The sequence below is a fragment of the Sphingomonas sp. IC081 genome (assembly GCF_006874585.1).
Lineage (GTDB): Bacteria > Pseudomonadota > Alphaproteobacteria > Sphingomonadales > Sphingomonadaceae > Novosphingobium.
The window spans coordinates 2,932,231-2,950,924 of sequence record NZ_CP029761.1 but is presented as its reverse complement, the minus strand read 5'-3'; the positions used below and the strand labels follow the sequence as shown (position 1 = coordinate 2,950,924).

General features: G+C 67.2%; 13 protein-coding genes and 1 tRNA gene. 10 read left to right on the top strand and 4 right to left on the bottom strand.

The annotated features are described in order from the left end of the window. Positions 1–35: 35 nt before the first annotated feature. Positions 36–1,820, top strand: coding sequence for a thiamine pyrophosphate-binding protein (locus tag DM450_RS13990; RefSeq protein ID WP_221889439.1), 1,785 nt, complete (start codon positions 36–38; stop codon positions 1,818–1,820). A 94-nt stretch (positions 1,821–1,914) separates the two neighbouring features. Then, positions 1,915–3,336, top strand: coding sequence for an aldehyde dehydrogenase family protein (locus tag DM450_RS13985; protein ID WP_142635767.1), 1,422 nt, complete (start codon positions 1,915–1,917; stop codon positions 3,334–3,336). A gap of 224 nt (positions 3,337–3,560) precedes the next feature. Here DM450_RS13985 and DM450_RS13980 read toward each other — a convergent pair. Next, a tRNA-Val gene (locus DM450_RS13980) sits at positions 3,561–3,636 on the bottom strand. 259 nt (positions 3,637–3,895) lie between these two features. Here DM450_RS13980 and DM450_RS13975 point away from each other — a divergent pair. Then, entirely contained in the window at positions 3,896–6,004 is a 2,109-nt protein-coding gene (locus DM450_RS13975) for a transglycosylase domain-containing protein (protein WP_142635765.1), read from the top strand. Between the two features lie 375 nt (positions 6,005–6,379). Then, the gene (locus tag DM450_RS13970) at positions 6,380–8,317 is read left to right on the top strand and encodes a methyl-accepting chemotaxis protein (protein ID WP_142635763.1); all 1,938 of its coding nucleotides are present in this window, start codon (positions 6,380–6,382) and stop codon (positions 8,315–8,317) included. A gap of 125 nt (positions 8,318–8,442) precedes the next feature. On the opposite strand, the gene DM450_RS13965 is transcribed toward DM450_RS13970, so the two are convergent. Both DM450_RS13965 and DM450_RS13960 read right to left on the bottom strand, forming a co-directional pair. Further along, positions 8,443–10,278, bottom strand: coding sequence for a flavin-containing monooxygenase (locus DM450_RS13965; RefSeq protein WP_260609868.1), 1,836 nt, complete (start codon positions 10,276–10,278; stop codon positions 8,443–8,445). 116 nt (positions 10,279–10,394) lie between these two features. Continuing rightward, positions 10,395–11,336, bottom strand: a complete 942-nt coding sequence (locus tag DM450_RS13960; RefSeq protein WP_260609867.1) for an SDR family NAD(P)-dependent oxidoreductase — start codon at positions 11,334–11,336, stop codon at positions 10,395–10,397. Between the two features lie 238 nt (positions 11,337–11,574). On the opposite strand from DM450_RS13960, the gene DM450_RS13955 reads away from it, so the two are divergent. The 4 genes from DM450_RS13955 (at position 11,575) to DM450_RS13940 (ending at position 16,391) form a co-directional block, all read left to right on the top strand. Next, a complete protein-coding gene (locus DM450_RS13955; RefSeq protein ID WP_142635761.1) occupies positions 11,575–13,191 on the top strand; it encodes an SMP-30/gluconolactonase/LRE family protein in 1,617 nt (538 codons plus the stop codon). 127 nt (positions 13,192–13,318) lie between these two features. Further along, complete coding sequence (locus DM450_RS13950) at positions 13,319–13,732, top strand: EthD domain-containing protein (protein ID WP_142635759.1); 414 nt, start codon at positions 13,319–13,321, stop codon at positions 13,730–13,732. Next, the gene (locus DM450_RS13945) at positions 13,722–14,984 is read left to right on the top strand and encodes an MFS transporter (protein WP_142635757.1); all 1,263 of its coding nucleotides are present in this window, start codon (positions 13,722–13,724) and stop codon (positions 14,982–14,984) included. The genes DM450_RS13950 and DM450_RS13945 overlap by 11 nt, the downstream gene beginning before the upstream one ends. A gap of 48 nt (positions 14,985–15,032) precedes the next feature. Beyond that, positions 15,033–16,391: an aromatic ring-hydroxylating oxygenase subunit alpha gene (locus DM450_RS13940; RefSeq protein WP_142635755.1), complete on the top strand. Its 1,359-nt coding sequence runs from the start codon at positions 15,033–15,035 to the stop codon at positions 16,389–16,391. A 52-nt stretch (positions 16,392–16,443) separates the two neighbouring features. On the opposite strand, the gene DM450_RS13935 is transcribed toward DM450_RS13940, so the two are convergent. Next, complete coding sequence (locus DM450_RS13935; protein ID WP_142635753.1) at positions 16,444–17,043, bottom strand: TlpA family protein disulfide reductase; 600 nt, start codon at positions 17,041–17,043, stop codon at positions 16,444–16,446. Between the two features lie 19 nt (positions 17,044–17,062). Between DM450_RS13935 and argH the strand changes: the two genes are divergently transcribed. Together argH and DM450_RS13925 are read left to right on the top strand one after the other, a co-directional pair. Continuing rightward, a complete protein-coding gene (gene argH, locus DM450_RS13930) occupies positions 17,063–18,436 on the top strand; it encodes an argininosuccinate lyase (RefSeq protein WP_142637916.1) in 1,374 nt (457 codons plus the stop codon). Between the two features lie 5 nt (positions 18,437–18,441). Beyond that, the gene (locus tag DM450_RS13925) at positions 18,442–18,693 is read left to right on the top strand and encodes a hypothetical protein (protein ID WP_142635751.1); all 252 of its coding nucleotides are present in this window, start codon (positions 18,442–18,444) and stop codon (positions 18,691–18,693) included. Position 18,694 lies beyond the last annotated feature (1 nt).

Genomic DNA, 18,694 nt, shown 5'->3' with positions numbered 1-18,694 from the left:
GCGGGCAGAACACGGATCGAGAGGAAGGCAAGACGATGTACGACGATCAACCCATGGCCGAAGCGCCCGAAGCTCCCGCCAAGGCGCGCAAGGGGACCCCGGTCTACAAGCGCATTCTCGACCTGTTCGAGGCTGAGGGCATCAAGACCCTGTTCGGCATTCCCGATCCCAACTTCGTCCACCTTTTCCTCGAAGCGGAAGCGCGCGGCTGGACTGTCGTTTCGCCGCACCACGAGGCCTCGGCCGGCCACATGGCTGCCGCCGCTGCCCGTATCACCGGCAAGCCCGCGCTCTGCATCGGCACGCTCGGGCCGGGCATGGCGAACATGATGCCGGCGATCCAGTGCGCCAAGGTCGAGAACGATCCGGTGATCTTCATGGGCGGCCAGCGCGCCCGCATCACCGAGCGCCGGGTGCGCCGCGGCCGTATCCAGTTCGTGCGGCAGGAGCCGATGATCGAGGATTCGGTGAAGTTCTCCAGCTCGATCGAATATGCCGACCAGACCGACGAGATCGTGCGCGAGGCGATCCGCGTTGCCATGTCGGGCACGCCCGGACCGGCCTATATCGAGTATCCCGCGCACGTCATTCTCGAGGAACTCGACCTGCCGCCGGTGCTGCCGCCGCATCGCTACCGCCTCACCAACCAGGGCGCCGACGGCGACCGGATCGCCGAAGCGGCCGAGATCATTCGGGGTGCCAAGAATCCGGTGCTGCTGGTCGGCCACGGCGTCCACACCTCGAAGTCCGGCGCGGCGGTGCGCGAACTGGCCGAACTGATGCAGTGCCCGGTGATCCAGACCTCGGGCGGCACTTCGTTCATCGAGGGTATCGAGGACCGCACGTTCCCCTATGGCTTCTCCGAAGCCTCGATCGACGCCGTTGTCGAAAGCGACTGCTGCGTGGCGCTCGCCACCGAACTGGGCGAGCCGAGCCACTATGGCCGCTGGCGCCACTGGGTGGACAACGAGGCCAACCGCAAGTGGATCTACGTCCAGCAGGACCCGACCGCGATCGGCGTCAACCGCCCGATCGACGTGCCGCTGGTGGGCGACGTTCGCGCGGTGGTGCCGCAGCTGGTCCGCGCGCTGAAGGACAGCCCCCGCGCCCCTTCGGCCAAGCTTGCCGCCTATATCGAGCAGGATGCCCAGCAACTGGTCGATCTGGCCGCGGAAGCCGCGACCAAGCCGGACGGTTCGACCGCGAAGATGCACACCAGCCAGTTCGTCACCGAAGCGACCAAGGCCTTCCCGAAGGACGGCATCCTGATCCGTGACGGCGGCGCCACCGTGATCTTCCAGTGGACCTATTCGCAGGCCAAGCCGCATGACGTGATCTGGAACCAGAACTACGGCCACATCGGCACCGGCCTGCCCTATGCCACCGGCGCCATGCTCGCCGACCAGGCCGAGACCGGCAAGCAGCGTCCGGGCATGCTGCTCACCTCGGACTCGTCGTTCCTGTTCCACGTCGGCGAACTCGAAGTCGCCGTGCGCAAGAACCTGCCGCTGGTGATCGTGGTCGGCGTCGACTTCCAGTGGGGCCTCGAAGTGGGCGTCTACAAGCGCACTTTCGGCAAGGGCACCAAGGAAACCGGCGTGCACTGGTCCGACAAGGTCCGCTTCGACAAGATCGCCGAAGGCTTCGGCGCGGCAGGCGACTATGTCGAGAAGGCGGCGGACATCGGCCCGGCCATCAAGCGCGCTTACGAGCGTGGCGGCTGCACCGTGATCCACGTGCCGATCGACCCGGCCGCGAATTCCGAAGAGATGCCGAACTACTCCGAATTCCGCACCTGGTACGCTGAGGGAACACAGTAATTCCGGACGCCGGAAAACACATGCAGACCTGAGCGAAACCGCCCCCTCTCAACCCGAGAGCGGGGCGGTTTTGGCTTGGGAACGGGAGAGAACGATGCGCAATTACACCCAGTTCTATATCGACGGTCAGTGGGTCGATCCCATCGCGCCGCGCACCGCACAAGTCGTCAATCCGGCGACCGAGGAAGTTTCCGGCACGATCTCGCTCGGCACGGCCGCCGATATCGGCAAGGCCGTCGCCGCCGCGCGCCGCGCCTTCGCCACTTTCAGTGAGACCAGCGCCAGGGAGCGCCTCGACCTGCTCGAGGCGATCCTCGCCGAATACCAGAAGCGCGAGACCGAACTGGGCGAGGCCGTCAGCGAGGAGATGGGCGCGCCGATGTCGCTCGCCTGCGGGTTCCACACGCTGCTGGGCAAGGGCCACCTTTCCACCGCGATCGAAGTTTTGAAGGAATTCCGGTTCGAGGAACAGCGCGGGGTCACCCTGATCCGCAAGGAGCCGATCGGCGTCTGCGGGCTGATCACGCCGTGGAACTGGCCGATGAACCAGACTTGCGTGAAGATCTTCCCGGCACTCGCCGCCGGCTGCACGATGATCCTGAAGCCGCCGCAACTCGCGCCTTATTCGGCCCAGATCCTCGCCGAAATCCTGCACGACGCGGGCGTTCCGGCGGGCGTGTTCAACATGGTGCAGGGCAAGGGCAGCGAGATCGGCACCGCGCTCTCCACCCATGAGGACGTCGACATGATCTCCTTCACCGGGTCGGAAGCCGTGGGCGTGCAGATCCAGAAGGACGCGGCCGATACCGTGAAGCGCGTCGGCCTCGAACTCGGCGGCAAGTCGGCATGGATCGTGCTCGACGATGCCTCGCTCGCGGCCAATGTCGCGGCTGCCACCGGGGGCATGATGGGCAATTCCGGCCAGACCTGTTCGGCCGGCTCGCGCCTGCTGGTGCCGAATGCACGCATGGACGAGGCCATCGCCGCCGCCACCGAGGCCGCGAACGGCGTCACTGTCGGCGACCCCAAGGGCAACTTCGCGATGGGGCCGGTCGTCTCGAAGAGCCAGTACGAGATCATCCAGGGCTACATCGAGAAGGGCATCGAGGAAGGCGCCAAATTGATCGCGGGCGGTCCCGGCAAGCCCGAAGGGCTCGACAAGGGCTACTACGTCAGGCCCACCGTCTTTGTCGGCACCAATGACATGGTCATCGCGCGCGAGGAGATCTTCGGCCCGGTGCTTGTCATCATCGGCTATGACGATGTGGATCATGCCGTTGAAATCGCAAACGATTCCAACTTCGGCCTGGGCGGCTACGTCTCGGGCGAAGACCTCGACGCCGCCCGCGCCGTCTCGCGTCGGATGCGCACCGGGGCGATCTGGGTCAACGGCGGTTTCGACTTCCACGCGCCGTTCGGCGGCTACAAGCGCTCCGGCAACGGCCGCGAGTGGGGCGAGCACGGCTTTGCCGAGTATCTCGAAGTGAAGGCGGTGATCGGCTGGAACGCGGCCTGAACGATCCCATCGCCGCCCGCTTGAAAGGCTCGCGCCGTTGCTGGTGAAATCCGGCGATCGGTTCGGGCCTTTTGGGTGCCGGCGGTCGCTGCTCCCCCAAGAGCACAGCCCGGTGGGCCTACTGCCGGACACAAGGCATGCGATTCTTGCGGGATGTTCCCGGATGCCACTGCCAAAAATGGTGATGCCAAAAATGGTGATGCTGGAAGTGGTGGTGCCGGAAATGGTGGGCGGTGAGGGGCTCGAACCCCCGACCCTCTCGGTGTAAACGAGATGCTCTACCAACTGAGCTAACCGCCCCGGCGTGCCGGAAGCAGCGCCAATACGGGATTTTTGGCAGGCGTCAACCGGGGAACCGCCGGATGTCGGCCGATGATGGCGAAACAGCGTGAAAACCTGCCATTTCGCCGGGAGGGTCATGGCCGCCGATTGGGCGCCGCAGAGGGCGGCGGCGCTGGACAGAGGTGCCCGCTTGCAAGGCGCTCGACGGGGCAGGACGGTCGTTGGTGCGGTCGGTGCTTTTCGGGGCGGGCGCCAGGAAGTATAGCGGGGCCAGACGATGGATAACCTTCAGCCCCTGCCTTCCGCCGCCACGGCCCCGGAAGGCCTGCCCGATCAGCCTGTTTCCGGCGCCGCTCCCGATTCGCGGGCGCCGCAGCCCAAGCGCCGCACGCGCCTGTGGTGGATCACGCGCGGGATCGCCGCGCTGTTGCTGGCCTTTTTCCTGCTGATCGCCTGGCTGGCGGTGACCGCACCGCTGTCGAAATCGCTCCAGCCGATCTCGCCGCCGCAGATCACCCTGCTGGCCGCGGACGGCACGCCGATCGCGCGCAACGGGGCGATCGTCGATGCGCCGGTCGAGATCAAGACGCTGCCGATCCATGTGCCGCAGGCCTTCATCGCCATCGAGGATCGCCGTTTCTATTCGCACTGGGGCATCGATCCGCGCGGTATTGCCCGGGCGATGTGGAGCAACGTTTCCGGCGGCAGCACCCAGGGTGGCAGCACGATCACCCAGCAGCTGGCGAAGTTCACCTTCCTCAGTTCGGAACGCAGCCTGACGCGCAAGGCGCGCGAGGTGCTGATCGCGTTCTGGCTGGAGGCCTGGCTGACCAAGGACCAGATTCTCGAGCGTTATCTGTCCAACGCCTATTTTGGCGACAATTGCTACGGCCTGCGCGCCGCGGCGCTGCACTATTTCCACCGCAAGCCGGAAAACCTGACGCCCGCGCAGGCGGCGATGCTGGCCGGGCTGATGAAGGCGCCCTCGCGCCTCGCGCCCACGACCAATTACGAAGGCGCGGCCGAGCGCATGAAGCTGGTCGTCCAGTCGATGGTCGAGGCGAACTTCCTGACCCCTGCCCAGGCGCGGGCGATCCGCCCGCCCCGGCTCGACGTGCGGGTGCAGAACGAACTGCCCACCGGCACCTATTTTGCCGACTGGGCGCTGCCGCAGGCGCGCATGATCGACGAGGCGAGCTATGCGCCGCAGACCTATCGCACCACGCTCGATTCGCGGCTTCAGGCCGCCGCGCGCCGGGCGATCGAGAATTCGGGGATCGGCGCGGCCCAGGTCGCGCTGGTGGCGATGCGGCGCAACGGCGAAGTCGTCGCCATGGTCGGCGGGCGGGACTATGCCGCCTCGCCGTTCAACCGGGTGACCCAGGCTCGCCGCCAGCCGGGGTCGACCTTCAAGCTGTTTGTCTACCTCGCCGCGCTCGACAAGGGCTGGAAGCCCACGGACACGATCGCGAACACGCCGATCGAGACGGGGTACTACCGCCCGCAGAACGCCGGCGGGACCTATTCGCAGACGATCACGCTGGAAGACGCCTTCGCGCGGTCCAGCAATGTCGCCGCCGTGCGCCTGTTCCAGAAAGTGGGCGATGTCGCGGTGATCGACATGGCGCACCGGCTCGGCGTGACGTCGCCGATGCCGCAGGGCGATCCCAGCCTCGCGCTGGGCACCTCGACGATGTCGCTGATGGAACTGACCGCCGCTTATGCCGGGGTTGCCGCCAACCGCTTCCCGGTCGAGCCGCGTGCCTTCCCGGTGCCGGAAGCCGGCTGGTTCGACTGGCTGCTGGACGGTCGCCACTCGATGTCCGACGGCGAGCATGAGGATATCGAGACGCTGCTGCGCGCCGTCGTCAACAAGGGCACCGGGCGCGGCGCCCGGCTGCGCGCGGCCAACTTCGGCAAGACCGGCACCAGTCAGGAGAACCGCGACGCGCTCTTCGTGGGGTACGCGGGCGACTTTGTGGTGGGCGTCTGGGTCGGCAATGACGACAACACGCCGCTGAAGGGCGTGTCCGGCGGCTCGATCCCCGCCAGGATCTGGCGCGACTTCATGCGCCAGGCGCTGCGGGAGGGCGGGGCCGCGGCACCGCCTGCAAGGCCGCGCCCGAACCCGAGCGGGCCGATCGAACCGCTCGACGTGCCCGACATCGGCGATATCCCCGATGTCCTGCCGACGGCCTTGCCGAGCGGGGCAGCGCCCGATGTCAGCGTGGGCAACGTCAAGGTCGAGAACGACGCGGCGACGGTCAACGGCCAGATCAACGGGGTTCCGCTGGAACTCAAGCTCGACCAGAAGGGCCTGCAGATCAATGGCCAGCGGCTGGGCGAGCAGGCACCGGCCGCAGGATCGCCGCCCAAGGGCAACTGAGCCGCAGGCGCGGGCAGCAGGGGGCAGCAGGGGGCAGCAGGGGCAGCAGGGGGGGGCGCAGGTCCGCGCGCTGCCGCGCCGCTCGGCCTGCCGCCCCGCTTGGCCTGCCTCGCGCGGATTGCCGCGCGGGCTTCCCGTCGCACGCCTCACCAAGCCCGCTTCACTGTGCCCGCTTCACTGTGCGCGCTTCACGATCTCCTAATCGAATATCGGGAACTCTTCCTATGTCGCCGGGCGGCAAGCGTTTGCTTGTGCCTGCTAAATCCTGCGCGGAAGGGCCGTGTGCCACCGCTGGTCGCTCGGTCCCGGAACCAGTGGCCCCGGAACCAGTGGCTCCGGCAACAACGGCCCCGGAACCATAAGCAAGGGTGTGCGATGCTCATTCTCGGAAATCTGCGTATTCGTACGGTCACCATGGCCGCCACCACGCTGATCGCGCTGGCGGCCATGGCCTGTGGTTTTACCGCCCTGAACTTCATCTCTGCGCTGGGGGGGAGGGTCAATTACGCGGCGGATAACACGGTGCCCAGTCTCGGCGTGCTCAGCACCATCCAGTCCAGGGCCGGCTATGCCAGGATCATGTTGGCCCAGCATATCCTGGAGCCGACCCGAGCGGGAACGCTGCGGATCGACGGCAAGTTCGTTCAGGCGCTGGCGCAGACCGATGCAAGCATTACCGGCTATGAAAAGCTCGTCTCCGATCCGCAGGAGCGCACCATGTACGATGCCGTGAAGCGGGAGTGGGGCGACTGGAAAGCCAAAGCGATGCCGGCGCGGCAGCTCTCGCTGGACCTGCAGACCGATGCGGCGATAGCACTCTACAACAACCAGCTTCGCGCGGTGGGTGACCGTCTCGACGCGGCACTGCAGCGCGAGTTCCAGTACAATCTCGATATCAGCCGGCGCTCGGGCAACGAGGGAAAGCAGGCGGTATCGACGTCCTATAACTGGATCATCGCGCTGCTTGTGGCCATCGGCGCGGCGCTGCTCTTCGTGCTGCTGGTCCTGCGCAATCGCCTGACCGGGCCGCTCTCGGCGCTCACCGATGCGATGCAGGACATGGCCGGCGGCGATCTCGACCGCGTTGTCCCCGGGCGCGACCAGAGCGACGAGATCGGTCAGATCGCCAATGCCCTGCAGGCGATCAAGCACGGCGTGGAGGCCCGCACCAGCGCCGCCGCCGAGGAACAGGCCGCCGTGCAGCGCCAGGTCGTCGCCGCGCTGGGCAAGGGGCTGGACCAGTTGAAGGCGGGGCGGCTCGACTGTGCCATCCAGCAGGCCTTCCCGCCGGAATACGAACGGCTGCGGGTCGACTTCAACGATGCCGTCGGTTCGCTGGGCGATGTCATGGGCGAGGTTTCCGGGGCGTCGGAAAGCGTGCGGGTGGGGTCTTCCGAAATTGCCAGCGCGGCCAGCGACCTGGCCGACCGGACTTCCTCGCAGGCCGCCGCGCTGGAAGAATCGGCAGCGTCGGTGCGCTCGATCAGCGATGCCATCACCGAGACCGCCAAGATCGCCGGCGATGCCCGCCAGAACGCCCAGCTGACCGAGCGCGAAGCCATCGAAGGCGGCGAAGTCATGCTGCGGGCGGTTGCCGCGATCGAGGAAATCCAGCGGTCCAGCCGCCAGATGGAGGAGATCGTCTCGCTGATCGACGGGATCGCCTTCCAGACCAACCTGCTGGCGCTCAACGCCGGGGTCGAGGCGGCGCGCGCGGGTGATGCGGGCAAGGGCTTTGCGGTGGTCGCCACCGAAGTGCGCTCGCTGGCGGAACGCTCGGCCGGTGCGGCCAAGGAAATCGCCGGGATCATCAAGGGCAGCGGCGCCGATGTCGCCAACGGCGTGGAGATGATGACCCGGACCAAGGGCGCGCTGGAGCAGATCGTCAGCCGCACCGGCACGCTCGCCAGCATGATCGATGCCATCGCGGTCTCCGCCGGCGATCAGGCCGCGGCCATCCAGCAGGTCAACACGGTGGTGGCGCAAATGGACACCAGCACGCAGCAGAACGCGGCGCTGGTGGAGCAGTCCACCGCAGCCTCGCGCAGCCTTGCCGAAGAGGCGGTGCGCATGGGGACACTGGTCGGCAGGTTCACGATGGGCGGCGCATCGCGCTCCGCATCGATGCGGGCCTCCTCGGCGCCCTCCGCGTCGGCCTATGCGCCATCATCTGCGCCGTCATCCGCCCCGGTCCTGGCCATGCCGCGCCCGGCGCCCTCGCACTCTGCCCCGTCGCCTTCCGCTCCCGCGCCGCGGATCTCGGTGGGCAATACCGCGGTGGCCGCGGTGCAGGACGATTGGTCCGAATTCTGACGGCGCGTGCAGCCCCCTTCGTTTCGCTTCGGGGGCAGGTGATCCGGCCGGACCGGATCCCCTGCTGCCCGGCGTAGGGACCAGCCGGTGCGGGGCATGAGGCCCCGTCCGGTCCTGCGCCGGGATCAGGCTTCGAACGTCACCCCGGCCAGGTCCTTGCTGGCGCGCCAGTCGGCCAGCATCTGGCGGAAGGCGTCCCAGCCGGCCAGATAGCCGCGGAACAGGGCCCACTTGGGGTTCTTCTCGCCCTCGTTGTTGAAGTAGCTGGGCGTGCACTCGTTCTGGAAGCCGGACATGTCGACCTCGTTTTCCTTGCAGTGCGCGCAGTAGCCGTCGACACCCTGCTTCGTGGCCGAAATCGTGCTGGCGCCCCGGCGCAGCGTCTCGCCCACCATGAAGGCGATGTGCTCCGCCTGCCGCCCGAACTGCTCGGTGGTGGAGGAGTTCGTCGCGCCCTGGATGTAGCCCATGGTGAACATCGCCGGGAATTCGTCGGTGATGACGCCGTGGAACGTGCGCGCGCCGTCCGGCCAGTGGTCGTAGATCGACGTGCCGCCGCGCCCTTCCACCGTATCGATGCCCCAGCGGCGCTTCAGGTCGCTGGTCACCTCGAAGCCCGAGGCGAAGATCATCAGGTCGACCTCGTGCTCCACGCCGTCGGCGATGAAGCCCTTCTCGGTCATGCGTTCCACGCCCTGCGTCGCCGAAACATCGACCAGCGTGACGTTGGGCCGGTTGAAGGCGGGGTAGTATTCGTTGTTGGATAGCGGCCGCTTGCACATGAAGCGGAACCAGGGCTTCAGCTTCTCTGCCGTGTCCTTGTCCTCGACGATCGCGTCCACGCGGCGGCGCAGGCGTTCCATCACCTGGAAGTCCACCACTTCGCGCCGGTCCATGAACTCCAGCGGATCGAGCGCGGGCCAGCCTTCCTCGGAAAGTTCGATGGCGAGGTTGCGGCTGATCTCGGTCCAGATGTCGCAGATGAGGTCCGGTTCGCCGGGCAGGAAGAAGGCTTGCGCGGCGCGGTGGAAGTTCGCCATGCGCTCCTGCTGCCAGCCCGGCTGGAGCGAGGCCGCCCATGCGGCATCGGTCGGCGGATTGGGCCGCTCGTCGATGTTCGACGGGGTGCGCTGCAGCACGTAGAGGTGCTTGGCATATTTGGCGAGATAGGGCACCGCCTGGACCGCGGTCGCCCCGGTGCCGACGATGGCGACACGCTTGTCGCGCAGCTTTTCCAGCTCCGGCCGTTCCCACGATCCGCCGGTATAGTCATGCTCCCAGCGGCTGGTGTGGAACATCTTGCCCTTGAAGTCGTGAATGCCGGGAATGCCGGGCAGCTTGGGCATGTTCATCACGCCGCCGGCCATCACCACGAAGCGGGCGCGGATGTCGTCGCCGCGATTGGTGGTCACGTGCCAGCGCTTCAGCCCCTCGTCCCAGCGGATACCGGTGACCAGCGTGTGGAACAGCGCCTTGTCGGCAAGCTCGAACCGCTCGGCCATGTCCTGGCAGTACTGCTGGATTTCCCAGCCGTCCGAGAACTTCTTGCTGGGCATGAAGCCCGTCTCTTCGAGCAGCGGCAGGTAGCAGTAGGCATCGTTGTCGCACTGCACGCCGGGATAGCGGTTCCAGTACCAGACGCCGCCGAAGCCGCCCGCGTGATCGATGTTGCGCACGTTGGTGACGCCAGCCTCACGCAGGTGATAGCCCGCGAGGATGCCCGAGAACCCGGCGCCGAGGATGGCGACGTCGATATCCTCGACCAGCGGCTCGCGCTCGGCCACCGGGGTGAAGGGGTCGTGGGTGTAGTTGTCCGAAAAGTCGTCGGTCGGCCGCACGTACTGCTCGCCGCCCTCGCGCCGCATGCGCTTGTCGCGCTCCTGACGATACCGGGCCTTCAGCGCCGGGATATCGAGTTCTTCGGGGGCAGGCACATCGGTCTTGAGGCAGGTCATTTCCATCGACTGGGCATCCTCTTGGCGGCGACTCTGCTCCGGTCGCCCGTTACCGCTGAATCTGGCGTATCGGTCCGTTAGTTGTCAACAGTGTTGTTCATTAGTGATGGCTGGGCGCGGCATCAGGCCTCGACACCGGCGGTCGCCATTTTGAACGAATAACCGATGTGATCGACATGCCCGTGCAGGCCGAAATCGTGCAGCTTCGCCTTGTCGTGGAACTCTTCCGAAGCCGCCGCGACATCCTCGATGGTCCAGTGCGGCCGGTAGACGCCCTCGGTTTCCGCCACGAACATCCGCGCCACCCGGCCCGCCATCGAGGCGATCATCTCGCCGGTCACCGGGCAATCTTCGTGCGCCAGCCAGCCGACCACCGGGGCCACCAGTTCGGGCTCCATCGGCGGGTACTGCGAGATGTCCAGCCCCTCGGCCATGCGCGTCACCGCGCCGGGCACGATCACGTTGCACTTCACGTCGTGTGCCTCGCCCTCCAGCGCGGCGATATTGCTGAGGCCGAGCATCGCCGACTTCGACATGCCGTAGTTGACGCAGCGCGCGTTGCCGTAGAGCCCGCCGACCGAACTGGTCAGCACGATGCGCCCGTATCCGGCATCGCACATCGGCCCGAACGCGGCCTGCACCACATGGAACGCGCCCAGCAGATGCACGTCGAGCACGGCGTGGAGGTCGCCGCCGGAAAGCTCGCGGATCGATCCGTAGCGCACGTTGCCGGCATTGTGGACCAGCACGTCGATCCGGCCCCACTGGTCGAGCGCCGCCTGGACGATGGCCTTGCCGCCTTCGGGCGTGGCGACCGAATCGGTGTTGGCAATCGCCTCGCCGCCGGCGGCCACGATCTCGTCCACCACGCTCTGCGCCACGCTCACATCCGCGCCCGGTGCATCGAGATCGCCCCGGATCGCGCCGCCCAGATCGTTGACCACCACTTTGGCCCCGCGCGCGGCCAGCAGCAGCGCATAGGCGCGGCCAAGCCCGCGTCCGGCTCCGGTGATCACGGCAACACGGCCGTCAAAGCGCAAAGGGGCAAAGCGCATCTCTTCCATGGATCTCTCTCCGGTTGCCCGCGCCTGACCGGGCGGTCTCTTTTTCGTCTGACGATCGAATATGCGCACGGGAGAGGGCGGGGCAATCGAACAAAGCCGTGCCAACGTCGCCGGGGCGATAGTGCGCATCCGAAGGCCTCCCGGCCGGGGCGCCGCGTTGCCTGGGCCGGACACGCTGGATAGGCTCCAGGCGAAAAGAACGGCCGCAAGAGCGCCGGACGAGAGGACATTTCCGACGATGCTCGCACCCGCAGGACGCAACCACGGCGCCGTTTCCGCCCGTCCCGCCGAAGGCTGGACACTGCACCGCATGACGCCGCCGACGCGCCTCTACGGCGCCAACGGGCTGCGCACCGGGGCCGATGGGCGCATCTATGTCGCGCAAGTCGGCGGCAGCCAGATCAGCGCGGTCGATCCCGGCACCGGCGCGGTGGAAGTGATCAGCCCGATGGGCGGCGGCATCACCGCGCCTGACGATCTCGCCTTCGACGAGGCGGGCAACCTCTATGCCACCGAGATCACCGAAGGCCGCGTTTCCGTGCTGCGCCCGGACGGCACCAGCGCGGTCGTCTGCGGCGACCTGCCCGTCGCCAATCCGATCACCTATTCGCAGGGCCGCCTGATCGCGGGCGGCTGCGAAATGGGCGCGCGCGTGCTCGAACTCGATCGCAACGGCGGCGCGCCGCGGGTGATCGCGGACAATGTGCCGATGCCCAACGCCTTCGAAGTGGGGCCGGACGGCAAGCTCTACATGCCGGTGATGGGGGCCAATGCGATCTGGCGCGTCAATCTGGACGGCAGCGGCGAACCCGAAGTGGTCTGCGGCGATCTCGGCGTGCCCGATTCGGTGAAGTTCGATGCAGAGGGCATGATCGTCTCCACCCAGGTCGCCAGCGGCCAGGTGCTGCGCATCGACCCGCGCACGGGTGCGAAGACGGTGCTGGCCGACATCGGCGCCGGGCTGGACAACTGCACTTTCGTGGGCGAGCGGCTGTTCATCTCGCACATTCTGGGTTCCATCCACGAGATCACCACGCCCAAGGCGGCGGGCGGTCTGGTGAAGCCGCTGATCGAGAAGGGCCTGCAATGGCCGCTCGATGTCTCGATGGGCGCGGACGGCGTGCTGTGGATCGCCGACGGCGGCTTCGTCTTCTCGCTGCGCCCGGGCGAGGCGGTGAAGCTGGAAGGCATGCTGTTCAGCCCGAACTTCCCCGGATATTCGCGCGGCGTGGTCGCGGCGGGGGCGGGCGAGATGATCGTGACGACCGCCAATGGCGAAGTCGCGAAGTTCCATCCCGCCGGCCCCTCGATGGAACTGCTGGCCAGCGGGTTCGACCAGTTGATGGGCGTGGCCATGGCCCCCTCGGGCGCGGTGGTCTTTGCCGAATATGGCACCGGCAAGGTCCATTCGGTTGCGGGCGGCAAGTTGGAGGAACTGGCCTGCGGGCTCGACCGTCCCAAGGGCGTGGCGGTGGCCGGGGACGGCACCGTCCATGTCGCGGAAAGCGGCGCGGGCCGGGTGGTCAGGCTGGTCGGCGGCCGCGCGGAAGCGGTGATCGAGGATCTCGCGCGGCCCGAGGGGCTGGCCATTCGCGATGGCCGGATCACCGTGCTCGATGTGAAGCGCCGTGAGGTGGTGCAGTCGGACCTTTCGGGCGGCGGGCGCGAAGTGATCGCGCAGGGGCTGCCGGTCGGGCCGCCGGAAGGCACCGATCCCAGGCCGCTCGGCGGCGTGGGCCATATGTGCGGGCCGATGGGCAACATGACCGGGCTCGATGTCGGGCCGGACGGCACCGTGTGGATCTGCGGTGATCTCGAAGGCTCCGTGCTCGCACTCAGGAGCACGTCTTCGTGAAGAATTGCGGCACCGGCCCGCTCCCCCACCCGACCTCCCATCAGGATAGACTCGTGGGAGGTCGGGTGGGGGAGCGGGCCGGTGCCGCCTCGATCCGGCTGCGCCGGATCGTCAAGGGAGGATAATCATGCTCAAGCAGCTCTGCTTTTTCCGCAAGCGGCCGGACATGACCATGGACGCGTTCATGGACTACTACGAGAACCAGCACGCGCAGCTTGCCAGGAAGATGGGCGCGGCGCCGGCGATCCCCGGCGCGGTGCGTTATGTGCGGCGCTATCTGGTGCCGGAAAAGAACCCGATCACCGGCGAAGTCCACGATCCCGGCTACGACTGCGTGATGGAGATCTGGTGGAACAGCCGCGAGGATTTCGAACGCTCGCAGGCGATCATCAGCGATCCCGCGCGCCTGCCGATGACCATGGCGGACGAGGAAAAGCTGTTCGCCAGCCACGCCAATCCGGTCTGCACCTGCATCGAGCACGATTCGCCGATGGGCCCGAATGGCGAGGCGACGCGGGTCGGGCTTTCCTATGGTGACTGACGTGACGGCCTCGCCAACAGCGCGAGACGAGTGGCGCCGGTTCGGGCTGGTGCCGGTGGCGGCCGGTCTCGGCTACGCGACCAGCGTGATCCATATCTACGGCATCGGGCCCTACATCGGCCCGGTGGCCGAAGCGATGGGGTGGAGCCGCACCGAAGTGACCTTCGGGCTGACCATCGCCACATTGGTACAGGCCGTGGGCGGCATCTTCATCGGCCTTGCGGTCGACCGCTTCGGCCCGCGCCGTTTCGGCGTGGTCGGCATGGCGCTGCTCACCCTGGCCTTCGCGCTGCTCGGCACGGTGGGGGGCAGCCTGTCGCAGTGGTATCTGCTCTGGGGCCTTGTCGCGCTGGTCTCGCTGCCGGTGCAGGCCTCGGTCTGGACCAGCGCGGTGGCCTCGCGCTTCGCGCTTTCGCGCGGGCTGGCGCTGGCGGTGACGCTCTGCGGCGCCTCGATCGCGGCGGGGCTGTTCCCGATCCTGGGGACATGGGCGATCAGGACGTTCGGCTGGCGCCTGGCCTTTGCGGTGCACGGCGGGCTGTGGTTCCTGGTCGCGGCGCCGGTGATTTTCCTGTTCTTCCGCGGTGCACACGATCGCGGCAGGCATGGCGATCCGGGGCCTGCCCGGCGTGATCTTCCCGGCGCTTCGCTGGGCGAAGGGTTGCGCTCCAGCGTCTACCACCGCCTGTTCGTGGCCAGCCTGCTGTTCACCTTCACGATCATCGCCCTGGTCGTGCACTTCGTCTCGATCCTCGGCGACCGGGGCGCGGATGCGATGACGGCGGCGGCGATCGCCTCGTTTGTCGGCTGGTTCTCGCTGGCCGGGCGATTGGGGACGGGCGTGCTGCTGGACCGTTTCCCCGCCTCGCTGGTGGGCGCGGCGGTGTTCCTGCTGCCGGTGATCGGCTGCCTGCTGCTGCTGGGATCGGGCACCTCGTTTGTGGCGCTCGTGCTCGCCTCCGGGCTGGTCGGGCTGACGCTGGGGGCGGAGATCGACGTGGTGGTCTACCTGATCACCCGGCACTTCGGCCTCAGGAACTTCGGCGGGCTCTACGGCGGCGTGCTGGCGGCGCTCTCGATCGGCACGGCGCTGGGCCCGCTGGTGGCGGCGCTGATCCATGACCGGACCGGCAGCTACGCGATGTTCCTCTACCTTGCCATCGCCGCGATGGGCGCCAGCAGCATCGCCATCGGCACCCTGCCGCGCGGAGACCGCAAATACGCCCCGGCGATTGGCCTGGCATGCGAATAATGGGATAACGGCCGCAAATCGGATCGGTACGGAATTGGGAAAATAGCGATGGGTGAAGAAGGCAGGATCGTGCAGTCGGCCGAGGACCTGACCGTGCCGCTGCGTGTCCCGGCCGAGGCCTATATCTCGCCGGACTACGCCAGGGCCGAGCGGGACAAGCTGTGGCGCAAGGTCTGGCTTCAGGCCGGGCGGCTCGAGGATATTCCCGAGGTCGGCGATTTTCTCACGTTCGACATCGTCGACGATTCGGTGATCGTGGTCCGCGCCTCCGAAACCGAAATCCACGCCTTCCACAACGTCTGCCCGCATCGCGGCCGCAAGCTGGTCGATACCCCGCCCGGACAACGCAATGCGCGCGGGCATCGCCGAAGCTTCATCTGCGGCTATCACGGCTGGACTTTCGGGCTCGACGGCGCGAACACTTATCTGGAGCACCAGGAGGACTGGCAGGGGCGTCTCTGTGCCGGCAGGGCCGACTTAGGGGTCGTTCAAGTCGATACCTGGGGCGGGTGGATCTGGATCAATCTCGCCCCCGATGCGATGCCGCTGGCCGACTATCTGCACCCGGCGGCGGGCATGCTCGATCCCTACGGCCTGCAGAACATGCGCCCGCGCTGGCGCAAGTGGGTGGTGTTCGAATGCAACTGGAAGGTCGCGATGGAGGCCTTCTGCGAGACTTATCACGTCTCCACCACGCACCCGGAATTCATGGAATTCGGCCAGTTTCGCGGCTGGGCGCGCAACCAGGGGCTCCATTCCAACATCGGCTACGACGCGCCCAAGGGACAGGAAGAGGACTCCGGCAAGCTGCGCCTCGGCGCCGGCGAGGATCCGCGTCTGACCACGGCGGAAATGCAGAACTTCACCTGGGCCAACGCCAATACCAACACGACCCGCAAGCTGGTGGAAGTGGCCAATCGCCTGAAGGACGAACTGCCTGAAGGCACTCCGGCCGCAGAGGTTTCGGCCTACTGGATCGGCACCGCGCGCAAGGAAGACGCCGAGCGCGGCGTGATCTGGCCAACGGTGGACCCGCAGCATACGGCGCAGGCGGGCACCGCCTGGCAGATCTTCCCGAACTTCCAGATCGGCCACGCGGTCAACAACATGCTCTGCTACCAGGCGCGGCCCTATGGCAGTGACCCCGACAAGTGCATCTTCGAGGCCGCCGTCTACGAACTCTGGCCCGAGGGCGAGGCGCCGGAGACGGAATGGGAATACACCGCGCCTGCCGATTGGCCGCCGGTGCTCCAGCAGGACTTCGCCAACATGGCGGCAGTCCAGCAGGGCATGAAAAACGTCGGTTTCCGGGGCGCGCAGCCCAATCCCTACATGGAACGCTCGGTGGCGAGCCTGCACATGAACCTGGCAAGGTTCATGGGTACGGGGGGGCCGGAAGCCTATTGAGCGAAACCCGCAGGAAGCATGCTCCCTGCGGGCGAGTTTCGCCCCTTGCGCCTTATCTGGCCTCGGCGATCAGCTTCTTCGCCTCGGCGCTGGTCCAGTCGTTGCCGCCCGAAAAGCGCCAGACTTCCTTGCCCTGGCTGTCGAACAGGATCGTCACCGGCAGGTTGCCGCCGTACTGGAAGCCGAGGTCCCCGTGCTCGTCCTGCCAGGCCTCGATATGGTCGAGCTTGCGGCGATGGAGGATCTCGACGACCTTGCCCATGTCGGCGGTGTCTTCCGAGATCGGCAGCACCTGCACCGGCGAATCGGGATCGGCGGCGAGTTCGTTCAGCGTCGGCATCTCGGCGATGCAGGGCGCGCACCAGGTCGCCCAGAGGTTCACCAGCAGCGGCTTGCCCTTGAGCGAGGGCAGGCTGAGGCTTTCGCCGGTATTGTCGACCAGGGTGACGTCGGGGATCGGCTCGCCCTTGTGCGAACGGTCCAGCTTGTCGGCGGGCTTGGGGGCCGCTGCTGCGGATCCGGTCGCCTGGGGCTGCGTGTCCCCTCCTTTACTGTCGGCGCCGCTTTGCCTATCGCAGCCCGCGATCATGAGGGCCGATGCCCCCGCCAGTGAACACAGGACAAGCGACTTGAGCGAAGTGGACGACAGCAAGGGGGCAGGCTCCAACCAGATGTGGGGCGGACGGTTCGCGGAAGGACCGTCGGCAATCATGCGCGAGATAAATGCCTCGATCCCCTTCGACAAGGCACTGTGGCGGCAGGACATCGCGGCCAGCAAGGCGCACGTCGCGATGCTGGCGACCTGCGGCGTGGTGAGCGAGGCCGATGCGGCCTCGATCCGCGACGGCCTCGATACGGTCGCCGCCGAGTACGAAGCCAATGGCGTGCCCGAGAACTGGGACCTCGAGGACATCCACATGACCACCGAGGGCCGCCTTGCCGAACTGATCGGTCCGGCGGCGGGCCGCCTGCACACGGCGCGTTCGCGCAACGACCAGGTGGCCACCGATTTCCGCCTCTGGGTGCGTGATGCCATGGATCAGGCCGACGCCGGGCTGGAGGCGCTGCAGAAGGCGCTTGTCACCCGCGCCGGCGAACATGCCGATTCGATCATGCCCGGCTTCACCCACCTGCAGACCGCGCAGCCGGTGACGCTCGGTCATCACCTGATGGCCTACTACGAGATGATCGGCCGCGACCGTTCGCGCTTTGCCGATGCGCGGCGGCGCATGAACAAGTCGCCGCTGGGCGCCGCGGCGCTGGCTGGCACCGGCTTCCCGATCGACCGTTTCATGACCGCCGAGGCGCTCGGCTTCGACGGACCGACCGACAACAGCCTCGATTCGGTATCGGACCGCGACTTCGCGCTCGATTACCTGATGGCGGCCAGCCAGTGCTCGCTGCACCTCTCGCGCCTCGCCGAGGAATTCATCATCTGGGCCAGCCAGCCCTTTGGCTTCGTGGCGCTGCCCGATTCGCTGTCGACCGGCAGCTCGATCATGCCGCAGAAGAAGAACCCCGACGCGGCCGAACTGGTGCGCGGCCACTCGGGCCGGATCGCCGGCTGCCTGACCAGCCTGATGATCACCATGAAGGGGCTGCCGCTCGCCTATTCGAAGGACATGCAGGACGACAAGCCGCCGGTCTTCGAGGCCGCCGGGCTGCTGGCGCTGTCCATCGCGGCGATGACCGGCATGGTCGCCGAAACCCGCTTCCGCACCGAGCGGATGCGCGGTGCCGCCGAACTGGGCTTCGCCACCGCCACCGACCTTGCCGACTGGCTGGTGCGCGAGGGCAACATTCCCTTCCGCGAAGCGCACCACATCACCGGTTCGGCGGTCAAGCTGGCCGAACAGCGCGGCGTCGCGCTCGATCAATTGCCGCTTGAAGACCTCAAGGCCATCGACAGCCGCATCGACGAGCGCGTATTCAAGGCGCTCTCGGTCGAGGCTTCGGTTGCCGCGCGCAAGTCGCACGGCGGCACCGCGCCCGATCAGGTACGCCTGCGCGTGGCCGAAGCCCGGCTTGCGCTCGGTCTGGAGTGAGCTTGATGCGCAAGACTGCCGCCCTGATCCTGATACCGGTGCTCGCCGCTGCGCTCGCGGGCTGCGGGCAGCGCGCGTCGCTGGCGGTCAAACAGGGCGAGCGGTTGCCTCCGACCCCTTATGGCCGGGGCGTGCAGCCCAAACCGATGGAACTGCTCTCCCCGCCGACGCTGGCCATTCCGGAACGCAGCGTCGAATTGCGCACCCGATCGGAAGCGCGCGAGGACGATCCCTACGATCTTCCCCCGCCTGAATGAC